Source organism: Puniceibacterium sediminis, assembly GCF_900188035.1.
Lineage (GTDB): Bacteria > Pseudomonadota > Alphaproteobacteria > Rhodobacterales > Rhodobacteraceae > Puniceibacterium > Puniceibacterium sediminis.
Genome location: NZ_FZNN01000008.1, coordinates 129,038 through 144,717 on the forward strand (window position 1 = coordinate 129,038; position 15,680 = coordinate 144,717).

Below are 15,680 nucleotides of genomic sequence, written 5' to 3' on the forward strand. Positions count from 1 at the left end.
AAAACGGCGTATGGAACCCGTATGGCAAGCGTATGGTTTTCGTATGGCTCGGGTATGGTTTCGCGCTGTGGGGCGGTTTGGGTCACGGTCCCGACCGCACCAACCCTTGCAGGAATTCCCGCACCGACTCCGGGTGATCCGGCGGCACTTGTCGCGCGCGCGCATCCATCGCATAGTCGCGCCCGATCATGACAGAGACATCCGACCAGACCAGACCCGAATTTCTGACCGTGCGCGAGCTGGCAGAGCTTTTGCGCATCAAGGAACGCAAGGTCTATGACCTTGCCGCCACCGGTGCCGTGCCCTGTTCCAAGGTGACCGGCAAGCTGCTGTTCCCCGAGGCCGAAATCCGCGCCTGGATCGCCCGGGGCAGTTCCGCCCCCGCCGGGCAGGAGGTGATCGCCCGCCCGCAGGTGTTTCTGGGATCCCATGACCCGCTTCTGGACTGGGCGCTGCGGCAATCGCGCTGTGGTATCGCCACCTATTTCGACGGCTCTCTGGACGGTCTGGACCGGTTTGATGCGATCGAGGGCATGGCATCCGGGCTGCATGTCTTTGACCCCGAGGCGCAGAGCTGGAACCTGCCGGCGGTGCGGCCGCGGTTCGCGGCGCAGAACGTGGTGCTGCTGGCCTTTGCCACCCGGCGGCGCGGGCTGATCCTGCCCCCCGGCGGCAGTGCGCGGATCAAGGGCATCGGCGATCTGGTCGGCAGCCGCATCGCCCCCCGCCAGCCGGAATCCGGCACACATGGGTTGTTCGAACATCTGCGCGCCAAGGCGGGTCTGGGCCGGGATGCGCTGATCTACACCGATACCGCCCGCAGCGAAGCCGATGCCGTGATGGCGGTGCAGGACGGCAGCGCCGACGTGGCCTTCGGGCTCGAGGCGCTGGCGCGGCCCTATGGATTGGACTTTGTGCCGGTGGTTGATGAACGCTTTGACCTGCTGGTGGATCGCAAGGCCTGGTTCGACGCGCCGCTGCAACAGCTTGTCGCGTTTTTCCGCAGCGACACCTTTGCCCGCCATGCCGCCGGCCTTGGCGGCTATGATATCAGCGAAATCGGCGCGGTGCGCTGGAACGCCTGACCCGAACGGCCCTTTGGAAAGTCTGCTCATGTTTCTGCAACTGTTTCTGGGAAGTGTGCTGATCGGTGCGACGGTTCTGGCCGCGGCCCTGTCCTGGTGGGGGCTTGAGGTGATGCTGCGCCGCATCCACAACTGGGTGTTGCGCCCGCCACATGGTCTCAAGCTGAGCGTTGTGCTGTCGCTTGCGATGTTCTGGACCCTGATGATGATGACCGCCGCCGTCTGGATCTGGGCGGTGGCCCTGTGGCTTTTGCAGATCTTCGTGACGTTCGAAGCGTCGGTCTATTTCGCGCTGGTCGCCTTTACCACGCTGGGTTTTGGCGATCTGCTGCTGCCGGTGCAATGGCGTCTGCTGGGGGGGCTGGCGGCGGCCAATGGTCTGCTGATCTTTGGTCTGCTGACGGCGATGCTGGTGGAAACCCTGAGCCAGACGCGAAGCCATCAGCGTGAACATAGGCGCAAGGGCGGCTAGAACCGGTTTTCGACCAGATGCACCAGCTGTGCGCCCAGCGCGATGAAGGGTTCACGCAGGCGCGCCATGGGGGGCACTGACAGATCCCGCAGCGGCAGAGGGATTTCGTCAAGGCGGCGCTGGCCATTCAGGTGTTCGGCCAGCAACCGGCCAAAGACCGTGCCCGGCGCGATGCCGCGACCGTTGTAGCCGCTGATCGCCAGGATATCGGGGCCGAAGCGGCTGAGTCTTGGCATATTGTCGGCGGTCATGCCGATCTGCCCGTACCAGCCGGATTCGAATGCGACCGCACCCAGCTGCGGGAAAATCCGCGCGATGGCACGTTGCGCCCAGCCCCGGTGGACCGACTGGCCGGTCCCCCTGAAACTGCCGATCGAGCCGAAGATCAGCCGCCCGGCGGCATCCATGCGGAAGGAGCTGAGCACTTCGCGCGTGTCCCAGGCCCCTTGGCGGCTGGGCAGGATCGTCTGGCGCAGGTTGTCCGACAGCGGTTTGGTGGCAAAGTTGAAATAGGGTAGCATGATCTGGGTCTGGCGGATTTCGGGAAAGATATGCTGGGTATAGGCATCGGTGGCGAGGATCACCTTGCCGGCGGTGATGCGGCCATGTGGGGTGCGCAGGGTCACGCCATTCGGGCCGGGGTGGATGTCGGTGACCGGCGTGCCGGTGAATATATGCGCCCCGGCGTTTTGCGCGGCCTGCGCCAGCCCACGGGCATAGGCCAGCGGCTGGATCGTCCCGGCCCGATGGTCAAGCAGCGCACCGCAATAAGCATCGGTTCCCAGCGCCGATGCCGCATCCGGCCCGTTCAGCACCTGTAGATCGACGCCCCGGCGCGCCCATTGTTCGGACCTCTGGGTGATTTCGCGCTGGCAGGTGGCGCGGACAGCGCAGTGCAGGGTGCCACTGGTCTGCGCCTCGCAATTGATGGATTCGGCGCGGATCAGGTCGAAAACCTCGGCCGGTCCCTGCCCCAGCAGGTCAAGCAGGCGTTCACCCATCTCCACGCCCAGCGTCTCGGTGATCTTGTCGGGCATCACCCACATGCCCGCATTCACGAGGCCAACGTTGCGCCCGGATCCGCCAAAGCCGACCTCCACCGCTTCGGCCACGGCTACGCTTTGACCGCCGCGCGCCAGATGCAGCGCCGCAGATAGGCCAGTGTAGCCTGCGCCGACAATGGCGACGTCTACCGTGATGTCGCGATCCAACGGTGCGGTGGGGGGCGCTGCGGGCGCGGTGCGCTCCCAGGCACCGTGACTGGTGGGATCGTTGTTCATGGGGTCCGTCGTCTGTTGCGTTTTGCGAACACTGCCCGCTTCGGCAGGCGGGCGCAATCGGTCTGAGCGTTCGTTGGCCCGCCGCCCTGTTTCAGCCCCGACCGGGGCGTCGGAACAGTGTCGTCACGGCAAAGAATATCGCAGCGACGCAGACCATCGACGGCCCCGCAGGTGTGTCGAGCAGGAATGCCCCCTGCAACCCGCCAAGTGCGGCCAGCCCGCCGATCACGGCAGCGAGGACGGCCATTCGTTCCGGTGTCGTGCTAAGCGCACGCGCGGCGGCGGCGGGGATGATCAGCATCGCGCCGATCAGCAGCGCGCCAACCACCTTGATCGCGACCGCAACCACGATGGCCAAGGCAAGCGTCAGCACCAGCTGTTCGCGGCGCGGATTGATACCGGCGGAATAGGCCAGATCCGGTGACAGCGTGGACAGCAGCAGCTGTTGCCAGCGCGCCCAGAGCAGGCCAAGCACGACCGCAGCGCCGCCCCAGATCACCAGCAGATCGCCCTTGGACACCGCAAGGATATCGCCGAACAGGTAGGCCGAGAGGTCAATCCGCACCCCGGGCAGAAAGGTCACGGCCACAAGCCCGAAGGCCAGCGACGAATGTGCCAGCACCCCCAGCATCGTGTCCATCCCGTAGCCGCGCCCGGACAGCGACGACACTGTCACGGCCATGGCCAGAGCCACGGCCAGTGCCCCGGCAAAGACCGACATCGACAGCGCCAGTGACAGCACGACGCCCAGGATTGCCGCATGGGCCGTGGCATCGCCGAAATAGGCCATGCGGCGCCAGACCACGAAACACCCCAAGGGTGCTGCGGCCAGTGCCACGCCCAGCCCGGCCAGCGCCGCGCGGATCAGAAAATCGTCCAGCATCAGTGGGTTTTCTCCGTCTTGGGTGCCTGTGCGCCATGTGCGTGGTCATGGCTGTGGCTATGGTGCTCGTGGACGTGCCCATGGTCGTGATGCGCATGTCCGTGGTCATGGCTGTGGGTGTGTTCATGCCGGTAGAGCGCCAGCGCGCCTTGCGTGCCCGAGCCGAACAGCGCGCGGTATTCGGCGGCCTGCGCCACCACGTCAGGTGTCCCGGCGCAGCAGACATGGCCGTTGAGACAGACAACCCTGTCCGAGGCCGCCATGACGACGTGGAGTTCGTGGCTGACCATCAGCACGGCACAGCCGAGCCGCCCCCGGATATGTTCGATCTGCCGGTAAAAGGCCGCTGATCCCGGCTGATCAAGCCCTTGGGTCGGTTCGTCCAGCAGCAGGATCTCGGGTTTGTTCAGCAATGCGCGGGCGAGCAGCACGCGCTGAAACTGGCCACCGGACAGATCGGCCAGCTGACGGTGTTCCAGTGCCCCGGCCCCGGCTTCGGTCAGCACCGCTTCGCGTTCCTGCGCCGTGACGCGGCGCGGCAGATCCAGAAACCGCCCCACGGTAATCGGCAGGGTCGGGTCAACTTGCAGCTTTTGCGGCACATAGCCCAGCCGCAGCCCCCGCTTGCGGACCACCTGACCCGCGGCCAGCGGCAGCGCCCCGATCAGCGCGCGCAAAAGCGTGGATTTGCCAGAGCCGTTCGGGCCGACGATGGTCACGATCTCTTCGGCGTGCACTGCCAGATCGACGCCCTGCAATGCCACCGACCGGCCATAGCGCACCGAGAGGCTACGCGCCTCGATCAGGGGTTGGGTGGTGTCGTGTTTGCCCCCGCTCATGATCATGCTGCGACCTCGGGCTGGCAGGTGGGGCACAGGCCTTCGGCCTCGATCACCATGCGTTCGACGGCGAAACCCAGTTCTGCGGCGGCGTCGCAGACCGTGTTGGTCGCGTCGGCGATATGTGCCTCGGCCACGGCGTCGCATTTGCGACAGATCAGAAAGGCCGGCGCGTGGCGTTCCCCGGGATGGGCGCAGGCGACAAAGGCGTTCAGGCGTTCAATCTTGTGCGCAAAGCCATTTTTCACGAGGAATTCCAATGCCCTATAGGCCACGGGCGGCTGCGATCCCAACCCTTCGGCGCGCAGGTGATCCAGCACGTCATAGGCCCCCATGGCGCGATGTTCCTGCAGCAGGATTTCGACCACCCGGCGGCGCACGGGCGTCAGTTGCAACCCCTTGTCGGCGCAGGCATCCGAAACGGTGCGAAGGTTCGAGGCGATACAGCTTTTGTGATCGTGGTGTTCAAATCCGACGGCATCCATGGCGTCACCCCGCGTTTGGGTTTCATTGCGTTTGGGGATTGATATGTTATATCATAACACCTAACAAGCACTAAATCTCACATCGCACGGTTCCGGACGCAACGCACAAAACGCGAACTGCCCGTGCCTGCACCCGCTGACCGCCGAAACACCACGCAAAAGGATATCCCATGCTGAAACGTCTCCTCCTCCCGGCCCTGCTGGCCACGACCACTGCCGCGCTTGCCGAGGTACCAAAGGTTGCCACCGATATCGCCCCGGTTCAGGGCCTTGTTGCCGCTGTCATGGGGGATCTTGGCCAGCCCGCGCTGGTTGTGCCCCGGGGTGCCTCGCCGCATGATCACGCCCTGCGACCGTCCGAGGCGGGCCATCTGCAAGGCGCGGATCTGGTCGTCTGGATAGGTCCGGACCTTATGCCCAACCTTGTCAAACCGCTTGAGACCTTGGCCGGTGGCGCCCTGATCATGACCCTGGCCGATCTGCCGGGCAGCCACCTGTTGCCAAGCCGGACCGAGGCGGTGTTTGGCGAGGTGGAGGATCACGGGCACGACGACGAGCATGGCGATGAGCATGAGGCAGAGGATCACGGCGCGGAGCATGACCATGGCGATGCGGCCCATGATCCGCATCTGTGGCTTGACCCGGACAACGCGCTGCTCTGGCTAGATGCGATCGCGACGCAGCTCTCGAAGCTTGACCCGGACAATGCCGACACCTACGCCGCCAATGCTGCCGCCGCCAAGGCAGCCGTAACCGCAGCGGTCGGTCAGGCGCAGGCCCGCCTGTCGCCGGTGCATGAGACCCCCTACCTGTCGCTCCACGATGCCTATCAGTATTTCGAAGAAGTCTTTGATCTGCACCCGCTTGGCGCCATTTCCCTGAGCGATGCGACCACCCCCGGGCCTGCCCGGCTGGCATCCCTGCGCGCAGCCCTGATGCAGCGCGGCGTGACCTGCGTTCTGGCGGAACCGGGTGGACCGGAGGGGTTTTTGCAGGCCCTGGGCGATACGGCATCGTTGCAGGTGAGCGAAGTCGACCCCCTTGGTGCAGCCCTTCCCGATGGCGCGGGTTTTTATCCTGCGCTGATCACCGACACGGCGGACCGGATCGCGGATTGTCTGACACCGGCCAGCTGAGCCAGGCTGCGACCATTGATCTAAACCGGGCTGTCGGCTTGACAGCCCGGTGATGACAGGGCTTTTCTGCGCACACTCAGGAAAGCGCCCCATGACCCAGACCCAAGATTTGCGTGCCCTTGCGCGCCGCCTGTTCGACGCGGCTGTTACCGCCGCCGATCCCGCATTGGCCGTGCGTCGGCAGCTGGCGCTGACGCCGCTGCCGCAACCCAAGGGCCGCACCGTGCTGATCGCGGTGGGCAAGGCCGCGCCGACCATGCTGGCCGAGGCGCTGAAACACGTCAGCGGCCCGTTTGAGGCACTGGCCGTCACCCATCATGAGAATACGCAAAAGGTACCCGGTGCCCGGGTGCTGAACGCGGGCCACCCGGTGCCCGATGCAGCCGGTGAAGCCGCGGGTCAGGCGGTGATGGATCTGCTCGATACCTGCGGGGCCGAGGATCAGGTGATCGCGCTGATTTCGGGCGGGGGTTCGGCGCTGCTGCCTGCCCCGATCAAGGGGCTGACCCTGGCCGACAAGGCAGCGGTCAATCAGGTGCTGCTGTCAGGCGGCCTTGATATCGTTGCGATGAATCTGGTGCGACAGCAGTTGTCAAAGCTGAAGGGCGGCGGTTTCCTGCGCCGTGCGGCGCCTGCCCCTGTGACCGCGCTGATCCTATCGGACGTCATCGGCGACGATCTGCGCGCCATCGCATCGGGTCCCACGGTCGGGCCCATCGGCACCGCAGCCGAGGCGCGCGCCATGCTGGAACGGCATGGTCTTTGGGACAAGCTGCCCGCGTCAGCACGCGACGCACTGGCCACGGCCCGCGCGGTCGAACCGGTGCCAGAGGCGATCAACATCATGGTCGGGTCGAACGGTCAGTCGGTGACGGCAATGGCCGACCTGGCCCGGGTCGAGGGCTGGGCCGTGCGCCAGTCAGCCACGCCATTGGTTGGTGATGTGGATTCGGCGGCGCAAGAGGTTCTGGCCCTGATGACCCCGGTCGAGGTGCCCACGGCACTGCTGTTTGGCGGTGAAACCACGGTGATCCTGCGCGGCGACGGGCGTGGCGGACGCAATCAGGAACTTGCCCTGCGCGTGGCGTTGTCCGCCCCCGATCTGGCGCAGGACTGGCTGTTCCTGTCAGGCGGCACCGACGGGCGCGACGGACCCACCGATGCGGCTGGTGGGGTGGTGGACTCAGGCACTATTAACCGGATTTCCGGGGCGGGTCAGGATGTCGGCAAGCTGTTGGAAAACAACGACAGTTATGCGGCTTTGGCGGCGGCGGGCGATTTGCTGATGACGGGGGCCACGGGCACAAATGTGGCCGATGTTCAGGTGCTGCTGATCCGGCCGTGAGGCGGGTAGCGCAAATTGACAACCAACCCCACGAGGTTGTCAGATAGACTAGGCTCGGAAGCCAAGCTCCCAGCCCGGAATCAAGCGCACAGCGCGCCGGGCAGCGCCTGCCCGTTTGGGCGGGCTGGCGCTTTGGTGAGGTTAGCGCGGATATCGGAGGTAAGAGGGTGGTTGAGGGATAAAGTGCCCTGCTCATAGGTTGGCAGCGCCACCCCACGGGCAGGCGCGGCCCTCTGGTGCGCTCAACCTTGGACCGAAACCTTACCGACCCGACCCGCAAAGGGCTTCAGGGTCACGCCGTCGGCTTCCAGCGCCGCCTTGACCGACCGGGCGATGTCCAGCGCGGTCTTGCCGTCGCCATGCAAACAGATCGTGTCGACCGCCGCCGGGATACGCTTGCCGCTTTCTGTCACGATGGCCCCTGCCGCGACCATTTCCACCATCCGCCGACCGGCGAGTTCTGGGTCATGGATCACCGCGCCGGGTTGGCTGCGATCAACCAGCGTCGCATCGTCGTTATAGGCGCGGTCGGCAAAAATTTCACCTGCCCAGTTACAGCCCAAAGCTTCGACCGCGTCCTGCTGCGCCGTCGCGGCCAGCACCATCACGATGATATCCGGGTCCACGTCCAGCGCGCCCTGATAACAGGCGCGCGCCATCGCCGCGTCGGCAGAGGCCATGTTGGCCAGCATCCCGTGCAGTTTCAGATGCCGGACAGTGCCCCCTTCGGCCGCAGCCATCGCCCGGGCCGCGCCCAGTTGGTAGCGGACCAGATTGCGTAAGGAGCCGTGCGGCAGGTCCATTCGGCGGCGGCCAAATCCCTGAAGGTCGGGAAACCCGGGATGCGCGCCGATGCCGGTGCCACTGGCCACCGCTTCGCGCATCGTCGTGGCCATCACGTCCCAGTCGCCGGCATGAAATCCACAGGCGACATTGGCCGATGTCACGACGCGCAGCAATTCCGCGTCCGTGCCCATCACCCAGGGGCCAAAGCTTTCGCCCATGTCGGCGTTCAGATCGACGGTTCTGGTCATGTCATCTCTCCTTAAATATCACCGCCTGCGGTCACGCCGCTGATCAGCTGGTAGGACAGCAGATCGCGGATGTCGTGCGGGTCGCGCACCAGCGGTTTGATCTGCCGGGGCAGGCCTTTGATCTCGGCGCGAAAGCGGCGCTCAGCCTCAAGCGCGTCTGCCATGGTCACAAAGCGGAATTCCAGTGTCGCGCCTGCCGGGGCCTGCGCCACGCGCGGCAGATCGCAGGGCAGCACGGTGCCAATGCGGGGATAGCCGCCGGTGGTCTGGCTTTCGGCCATCAGCACAAAGGGCGCGCCGTCGCCGGTCACCTGAATATCGCCCGGTACGATCATTTCCGACACGACCGACAGCCCGCCCGACACGCTGAAACCTTCGCCCTGACTGTCGAGGCGAACGCCCATCCGATTGGCGCGGGTGTCACGTTTGAAACGGGTCTTGGCAAAACGGTCGCGCTGATCCTGCGGGAACAATTCGGTTTGAAGGCTGGGGACGACACGCACAGTGCCGCCATTGAACCGGTCGGCTTGCGGCAGGTGCAGGCCCGTGTCGCCGCCCACGTCTGTGCCCAGCGGCAGGCGATCCCCCGCTGCGACGGGTTTGCCCAAGCCTGCGGCGAGATGAGTCGAGCGGGCACCCAGCACTTGCGGGACGTCGATGCCGCCACCCACATGCAGATAGCCATAGGCGCCTGCAGTCACCGGGCCGATGTCCAGAATGGCGCCCTTGGGTAGCAGATGGGATGCCCCCCAGGTCAGGTTTGCGCCGTCCAGTGTCACCCGCATCGGCGCGCCGGTCAGGGCGATGCGCGTGTCGCGATCCACCTCAAACCGGCCACCCGTCCCGGCCATTTCCAGCACGGCAAGGTCTGCCCCCTGCCCCAGCAGTGCGGCCCCTTCGGCAAGCGCCAGCCGGTCCATCGCGCCGCCGCGTGACAGGCCAAAGGCCAGTGTGCCACTGCGGCCCATGTCCTGCACCGTTATTCCGGGACCTGCGCGGTGGACTGTCAGCAGGCTCATCGGATCGCCTCTGATGTGGCGCCGCCATCGGGGTCTGCGTCCATATTGGCCAGATGTTCGGGGGCGGTGGGCACGAACTGCGCCTCATCCCCCGGGCGCAGGACGAAGGGCGTGTCGCTGTCGGGGCGAAACAGGCGAAAGGCGGTCTGGCCGATATGCCGCCAGCCGGTTGGGGTGGTGACCGAAAACAGCACGAGCTGGCGAATGGCGACCACCAGCGCGCCCATCGGCACGGTTGGTGTCAGCGCGTTCTGGCGGGGAATGTCCCAGACCTTTGGCAATTCACCCAAATAGGGCTGACCGGGGGCGAAACCGATGGTGGTGACGCGGACCCGCGCGGATGAGATCGATTCGATGGCCTGTTCGACGGTGAGGCCTGCGACGGCAGCGGCCTCGGCCAGTTGCGGGGCGCGGTCGGTGCCGTAGACCGTGGGGATGCGGAAAAACCGCCGTCCCGCGGGCAGATCCGCCGAGGTCCAGTCCCTTTGCGCCAGCAGCTGTTCCAGCTGCGGTTTCAGTGCATCCGCGCCCGGCCCGAGCGGGTCGAACCTGAGATAGGTTGAAACGAGCGAGGTCGAGGTTTCCTCGACCCCGGTCCAGCCCGCCCGGTCGACAGCGGCGCGAAAGGCAAGGGCAGCGCGGTTGGCGGGTTCGGACAGGCGGTCGCCAAAGCTGACCAGAAGGCCGTCGGTGCCGACGCTGCGGATGCGCGGGAAGGCGGGGTTATCGGTCATAAATACGCCTCAGCAGGATGGGTGTGAGGTACATGGGGATCTGGTAACAGCCGATAAAGACCAGCAGCGGATCGGTCACACCCACCGGCAGGGCGACCAGAAACAGCGCGATGTTGCGGTTGCCCGCGATGATCGACACCGGCACGGCCCAGCCCTGTGGCCCCCAGACCCGGCGCAGCAGCGCAAAGCTGATCAGTTGCAGTCCGAAATTCACCGCCACCACTGCCGCGAGCCAGATGGACAGCCGTGCCGGGTCGGTACGTGCGAGCGGGCCGATGGCCGACATGAGGCCCACGACGATCACCGCCAGCGCCAGCGCCGAAATGCCGTCGAGCGCGCGGGTCTGATCCTGTGACGGGCTTGGCAGGCAGAAGGCGCGGAGCGCGAAGCCGCCCGCCACCGCGAGCATGGTGACCATGATCAGCCGCATCACGGCGGCAAGCGCGGCCCCGGCCCCGCCAAGCTGCGGCAGCAGGGCAAGCAGCGGCAGCACCGTCAGCGGAAACAGCAGTGTGCCCAGCACCAATATGCGCATCGCCGGGGCGGGATCCTGCCCCGCCATGATCGCGAAATTCGGCGCGCCGGTGACCGAGGGGGCCGCCAGCATCAGCACCACGGCCAGCGCAAAAGGCGTGTCCAGCACGCCAAGACCAGCGCAGATCGCAACGGCGATCAGGGGCAGTGCGACCTGCAACACCGCCACCACGCCCAGCGACCGCCGCCCCAGCGCCAGACCGCCCAGAGCCGCCCGTGGCCCGACCCGCAGCGCGGTGAGGAACAGCAGCAGCGCGACCAGTTCGGGCAGCCAGGGCCGCAGGGTTTGCGCCAGATCCGGCAGCACCAGCCCGGCCAGCAGCCCCAGCACAAGACAAAGCCGCGCGTGACGCGCAAGGAAATGCAGCAGGGTCACGGGTCATCGGGCCTCGCGGATGGTGTCGGGTAGCCAGAGTGCGAGATCCGGCAGCCAGATCAGCACGAAGACCATGACCACCATGATCAGGAACATCGGCATCGCGGCGCGGGTGATATAGCCCATTTCGTGGTCCGTCATGCCTTGGAGGACGAACAGGTTGAAGCCTATGGGCGGAGTGATCTGCGCCATTTCGACCACCACCACGACGAAGATGCCGAACCAGATGAGGTCGATGCCTGCCTCGCGTACCATGGGTTCGACCACCGCCATGGTCAGGACGACCGAAGATATGCCGTCAAGGAACATGCCCAGCACGATGTAGAACACCAGGAGCGCCATGAGCAGCTGGAAGCGGCTGAGCTCCATGGATGCGATCAGGTCGGCCAGTGCGCGTGGCAGGCCGGTAAAACCCATGGAGAGTTTGAGGAAGGCCGCGCCGATCAGGATGAGGGCGATCATGGCGCTGGTGCGGGTTGCGCCCATCAGGCTGGCATTGAAGGTTTGCCAGTTCAGCGACCCCTGCCCGGCGGCAAGGACAAGCGCGCCGATGACTCCAAAGGCCGCAGCCTCGGTTGCGGTGGCAAAGCCGAGGTACATGGAGCCGATCACCACGACGATGAGGCAGATCACCGGCAGCAGGAAGCGGGAGTTGCGCAGCTTTTCCGCGAAGGACATGCCGGTTTCGGCGATGGGTGCCCAGGTTTTCGAGAATGTGGCGTAAAGTGCGACGTAGCCCATGAACATCACCGCCAGAACAAGGCCCGGGATGACCCCGGCAAAGAACAGCGCGGTGATGGATTCGTTGACCGACACGCCATAAACGATCAGCGCGAGGCTGGGCGGGATCATCAGGCCCAGCGTTGCCGCCCCGGCCAGCGTGCCGATGATCAGCCGTTCTGGATAGTTGCGCGCGCGCAGTTCCGGGATCGACATCTTGCCCACGGTGGACAGCGTTGCGGCGGATGACCCCGACACAGCGGCAAAGACCGTACAGCCGACGATATTGGTATGGACGAGGCCACCCGGCAGGCGGGCAAGCCATGGGGAGAGGCCCTTGAACATATCCTCGGACAGGCGTGTGCGGTACAATACCTCGCCCATCCAGATGAACAGTGGCAGCGCGGTCAGGGTCCAGCTGGACGAGGTGGCCCAGATTGTCGTGACCATGACGTCACCCACGGGGCGGGTGGTGAAAAGCTCCATCCCGACCCATGCAACGCCCATCAGTGCAAGGCCGACCCAGAGGCCGGTGCCGAGCAGCAGGAACAGCACAAAGAGGAAGAGCGCGATGGCGTAGAGTTCGGTCATGTCACTCTCCGTGGCTTTGATCGACAAGATCGCGGGTGATGCGGTGATCGCCCTTGACCAGCACGTGGATCAGATGGTCGGTCAGCGCGATGGCAAGGATGCCGCCGCCAAAGACCATGACCGACTGGGGTATCCAGAGGGCGGTGGCGTCCTGCGATTGTGAGACTTCGTTGAATTTCCACGACCAATAAGTGAACCAGTAGGCGTAGTAAGTGAAATACCACGCAATCGCCGCGCCAAGGCCAAAGCACCAGATTTCCAGCAGCCAGCGCACGCGTTTGGGCACTGCGCCCAGCAGGATCGACACCCGGATATGTGCGCCCCGGTTCAGGGCGTTGGCAAAGGACAGGAAGGATGCCGCCGCCATGGCATAGCCGGCATAGGAGGCACCGCCCGGAAAGACAGTGCCGGTCCAGCGGGCCAGCATCTGGGCGATGATCAGCAGCAGGATGGCAATCAGGCAAAGCGCGGCGAGTATGCCCGCGCCAAGGTACAGAGCATCCAGCCCACGTCGCAAGGATCTGAGTGCGGTCATCGCAGCCTCCGGGTTCCTGACAGATAGGGTGGCCCCGAAAGGGACCACCGCGTCATAATTGTGTGGAAAGGCGTTTCAGCCCGCACCACGGTCATATTTAAGCACGAGCCGCGCATCGTTGGGCCGCGGTTCGGCGATGCAACGGTCGAGCGTGGCACTTTATCCCGCAACGTACGTCTGACCTAAGTACGTAACACCCAGCCTCATCAAATCGCCGTGCCGGGGGGCGGCCCGACGATGCGCGGCGGCCTTGCGGCCTTGTTTCCGCGCAGGTGCCTTCATTCGTGCCACAGCAACTATGTTGAGTGTCACGTCACTGCATCGCGTGGTAGTTGTCGATGATGGTCTGACCGGCGGCACCGGCCTGTTCCAGCCATTCGGTGGTCATCGTCTCGCCCACGGCGCGCAGTTCGGATTCGAGCTGTTCCGACGGGGGTTGTACCATCATGCCGCCGGCGCGCAGGCCCTCATAGGTGAAGTTGGTGTATTCCTTGGAGCGATACAGCCCGGCATATTCGGCCAGAGCCGCGCAGCCTTCGATCACGGCCTTGCTGGCGTCGGATGTATCTGCCCAGACCTCGGCGTTGACCATGATGTAGTTGCGCGGCAGCCAGGCATCGACCTGATAGAAGTGTGTGAGCGATTCCCAGACCTTCTGGTCATAGCCCGTAGCCCCCGAAGAAATCATCGATTCCGCAACGCCGGTGGCAAAGGCCTGGCTGAGTTCGGCGGCTTCGATCGTGACGGGGGCCATGCCGGTCAGTTCGGCCAGACGCGCGGTCGCGTTGTTGTAAGAGCGGAACTTGATGCCTGCCATGTCGGCGACCGAGTTCACCTCTTTGTTGAAATACAGCCCCTGGGGCGGCCACGGCACGGAATAGAGCAGGTGCAGGTTCTGATCGGCCAGAACGCTCTCGATCTCGGGCTTGGCGGCCTCCCACAGCTTGGCGTGGTCGTCAAAGCTGGGCGACAGGAAGGGGATGGAGTCAAAGCCGAAGATAGCGTTTTCATTGGCGTGGCCGGACAACAGGCGTTCACCGATGGGCACCTGACCGGTCTGGATCGCGCGCTTGATATCGGCGCCGGCGAACAGCGCGCCGCCCGGGTGGGTCACGATCTCGACCTCGCCCATGGTGCCGGTGGTCACGCAATTGGCGAATTCCGCGCCAGTGGCCGAGTGGAAGTTGGTCGCGGAATAGGCCATCGGCATATCCCATGTTTCGGCCATGGCGGGCGCGGTCAGCGCCGTGGCGCAGGCAAGTCCCGTTAGAGTATTTGCAAACAGTTTCATATCAGTATCTCCCGTGTTGAATGTGATACATTAAGTAAACCGCCCCGGTTGGTACGGGGTCAGGTCGGTATTGGACGGTTGTCCCGTCATGAGACCGGCAAGCAGCCGACCTGTCTTTGGACCCGCGGTCAGGCCGATGTGCTGATGGCCAAAAGCGGCGTATATTCCCGTCTCGCGGACCTGCCCGATGAGCGGCAGGCTGTCGGTGGTGGCGGGGCGATGGCCCATCCATTCAACCTCTTCCCCGTGGGTCAGCCCCGGGAAGGCGCGTTTGACGTGTCGGCGCAGCAGCTCAAACGGCGCGCGCGAGGGGGGCGCATCAAGGCCACCAAATTCAACGATTCCGGCGCAGCGCAGCCCGTCGTCCATCGGCGTGGCGACGAATTTTCCGGACTGGATCATGAAGGGCATCCGTGGACCGTTCTGCGCGCCCTGAAACACGATGTGATAGCCGCGTTCGGATTCCAGCGGGATGTTCAGGTCGAGCTTTTTCATCAGCGGGCCGGACCAGATGCCCGAGGCAATGACAGCCCGGTCGCAGGCGATTGGGCCATCGGCTGTCAGCACCTCGGTGATACGACCGTCGGTCAGGGTGACGTCCTGCACAGCGGTCTGGCGGATCACGCCGCCCATCGCCTCAAAATCCTTTGCCAGCGCTTTGACATAACCGCCGGGGTCGCGGACATGACCGTGGTCCTGCATCACCGCGAGGCAGTGGATCGATGGACCGAGAGCCGGTTCATATTCCTGCACGGCAGCGCCTTCGATCAGGCGCGGGGTAAAGCCGTGTTCGGCGCGCAAAGCCCAGGAGGATGCGTCGGCGTCAAAATCAGCACGATTGGCATAGGCATAGGCATAATCGCTGGGTACCACGAAGGAGCGCGCCGACAGGCCATCGGTCAGGGCCATGTGCTGATCGACGCTGTCCGACACGATGGGCGAAAGGCCCTGGGCAAGACGCCGGGTGTCCGGCGCATTGGCGTGGCTGAGGTATTTCATCAGCCAGGGCAGCAGGCGCGGCAGGTAGGCCCATTTCAGGAACAGGGGCGCGTCGCGGTCCAGCAACATGCCCGGTGCCTTGCGGATCAGCCCGGGGGCGGTGACCGGCAGCATGGCGCAGGCGGCAAGCACCCCGCCATTGCCATGGGATGTGCCCTCGCCCGGGGGGGCGCGGTCGACCAGTGTGACAGCGGCCCCATAACGGCGCAGCCAGATCGCAGTGGATACGCCGACAATTCCGGCACCGATGACGACGACATGATCTTGATGGGTGGACATATCAGGTACCGGCCATGAGTGATTCCATCCCGGCATTCTGAAC

The 15,680-nt window shown here is 65.0% G+C and carries 16 protein-coding genes; 4 read left to right on the forward strand and 12 right to left on the reverse strand.

Annotated features, from left to right (window positions below; genetic code table 11):
* The first annotated feature begins 188 nt into the window (after nt 1-188).
* Together CHB75_RS10650 and CHB75_RS10655 are read left to right on the forward strand one after the other, a co-directional pair.
* Nucleotides 189-1,085 (forward strand): helix-turn-helix transcriptional regulator, encoded by an 897-nt coding sequence (locus CHB75_RS10650; protein WP_089270533.1) that lies wholly within the window; start codon nt 189-191, stop codon nt 1,083-1,085.
* A 28-nt stretch (nt 1,086-1,113) separates the two neighbouring features.
* Nucleotides 1,114-1,557: an ion channel gene (locus CHB75_RS10655; RefSeq protein WP_089270534.1), complete on the forward strand. Its 444-nt coding sequence runs from the start codon at nt 1,114-1,116 to the stop codon at nt 1,555-1,557.
* Here the strand turns inward: CHB75_RS10655 and CHB75_RS10660 are convergent.
* The 4 genes from CHB75_RS10660 to CHB75_RS10675 form a co-directional block, all read right to left on the reverse strand.
* Nucleotides 1,554-2,837: an NAD(P)/FAD-dependent oxidoreductase gene (locus CHB75_RS10660; protein ID WP_089270535.1), complete on the reverse strand. Its 1,284-nt coding sequence runs from the start codon at nt 2,835-2,837 to the stop codon at nt 1,554-1,556. The two genes, CHB75_RS10655 and CHB75_RS10660, sit on opposite strands and share 4 nt — an antisense overlap.
* A 91-nt stretch (nt 2,838-2,928) precedes the next feature.
* Nucleotides 2,929-3,720: a metal ABC transporter permease gene (locus CHB75_RS10665; protein ID WP_089270536.1), complete on the reverse strand. Its 792-nt coding sequence runs from the start codon at nt 3,718-3,720 to the stop codon at nt 2,929-2,931.
* A complete protein-coding gene (locus CHB75_RS10670) occupies nt 3,720-4,559 on the reverse strand; it encodes a metal ABC transporter ATP-binding protein (RefSeq protein ID WP_089270592.1) in 840 nt (279 codons plus the stop codon). Before CHB75_RS10670 ends, CHB75_RS10665 begins: the two co-directional genes overlap by 1 nt.
* A 2-nt stretch (nt 4,560-4,561) precedes the next feature.
* Nucleotides 4,562-5,044 carry a transcriptional repressor gene (locus CHB75_RS10675; protein WP_089270537.1) on the reverse strand — a complete coding sequence of 161 codons (483 nt, stop codon included), beginning with the start codon at nt 5,042-5,044 and terminating at the stop codon, nt 4,562-4,564.
* Between the two features lie 170 nt (nt 5,045-5,214).
* Here CHB75_RS10675 and CHB75_RS10680 point away from each other — a divergent pair, with 170 nt between their 5' ends.
* Both CHB75_RS10680 and CHB75_RS10685 read left to right on the forward strand, forming a co-directional pair.
* A complete protein-coding gene (locus tag CHB75_RS10680; RefSeq protein ID WP_089270538.1) occupies nt 5,215-6,180 on the forward strand; it encodes a zinc ABC transporter substrate-binding protein in 966 nt (321 codons plus the stop codon).
* Between the two features lie 91 nt (nt 6,181-6,271).
* Nucleotides 6,272-7,525: a glycerate kinase type-2 family protein gene (locus CHB75_RS10685; RefSeq protein ID WP_089270539.1), complete on the forward strand. Its 1,254-nt coding sequence runs from the start codon at nt 6,272-6,274 to the stop codon at nt 7,523-7,525.
* A 242-nt stretch (nt 7,526-7,767) separates the two neighbouring features.
* On the opposite strand, the gene CHB75_RS10690 is transcribed toward CHB75_RS10685, so the two are convergent.
* The 8 genes from CHB75_RS10690 to CHB75_RS10725 all read right to left on the reverse strand — a co-directional run bounded on the left by CHB75_RS10690 (nt 7,768) and on the right by CHB75_RS10725 (nt 15,637).
* A complete protein-coding gene (locus tag CHB75_RS10690) occupies nt 7,768-8,559 on the reverse strand; it encodes a LamB/YcsF family protein (RefSeq protein WP_089270540.1) in 792 nt (263 codons plus the stop codon).
* Between the two features lie 11 nt (nt 8,560-8,570).
* The gene (locus CHB75_RS10695) at nt 8,571-9,578 is read right to left on the reverse strand and encodes a 5-oxoprolinase subunit C family protein (RefSeq protein ID WP_089270541.1); all 1,008 of its coding nucleotides are present in this window, start codon (nt 9,576-9,578) and stop codon (nt 8,571-8,573) included.
* Nucleotides 9,575-10,312, reverse strand: coding sequence for a 5-oxoprolinase subunit B family protein (locus CHB75_RS10700; RefSeq protein WP_089270542.1), 738 nt, complete (start codon nt 10,310-10,312; stop codon nt 9,575-9,577). Before CHB75_RS10700 ends, CHB75_RS10695 begins: the two co-directional genes overlap by 4 nt.
* Nucleotides 10,302-11,222 carry a hypothetical protein gene (locus CHB75_RS10705; RefSeq protein ID WP_089270543.1) on the reverse strand — a complete coding sequence of 307 codons (921 nt, stop codon included), beginning with the start codon at nt 11,220-11,222 and terminating at the stop codon, nt 10,302-10,304. The genes CHB75_RS10700 and CHB75_RS10705 overlap by 11 nt, the downstream gene beginning before the upstream one ends.
* A gap of 3 nt (nt 11,223-11,225) precedes the next feature.
* The gene (locus tag CHB75_RS10710) at nt 11,226-12,533 is read right to left on the reverse strand and encodes a TRAP transporter large permease (RefSeq protein WP_089270544.1); all 1,308 of its coding nucleotides are present in this window, start codon (nt 12,531-12,533) and stop codon (nt 11,226-11,228) included.
* A 1-nt stretch (nt 12,534) separates the two neighbouring features.
* On the reverse strand, nt 12,535-13,068 hold the full coding sequence (locus CHB75_RS10715; protein ID WP_089270545.1) for a TRAP transporter small permease: 534 nt from the start codon (nt 13,066-13,068) through the stop codon (nt 12,535-12,537).
* 313 nt (nt 13,069-13,381) lie between these two features.
* A complete protein-coding gene (locus tag CHB75_RS10720) occupies nt 13,382-14,359 on the reverse strand; it encodes a TRAP transporter substrate-binding protein (protein ID WP_089270546.1) in 978 nt (325 codons plus the stop codon).
* Between the two features lie 30 nt (nt 14,360-14,389).
* Nucleotides 14,390-15,637: an NAD(P)/FAD-dependent oxidoreductase gene (locus CHB75_RS10725; RefSeq protein ID WP_089270547.1), complete on the reverse strand. Its 1,248-nt coding sequence runs from the start codon at nt 15,635-15,637 to the stop codon at nt 14,390-14,392.
* Nucleotides 15,638-15,680 lie beyond the last annotated feature (43 nt).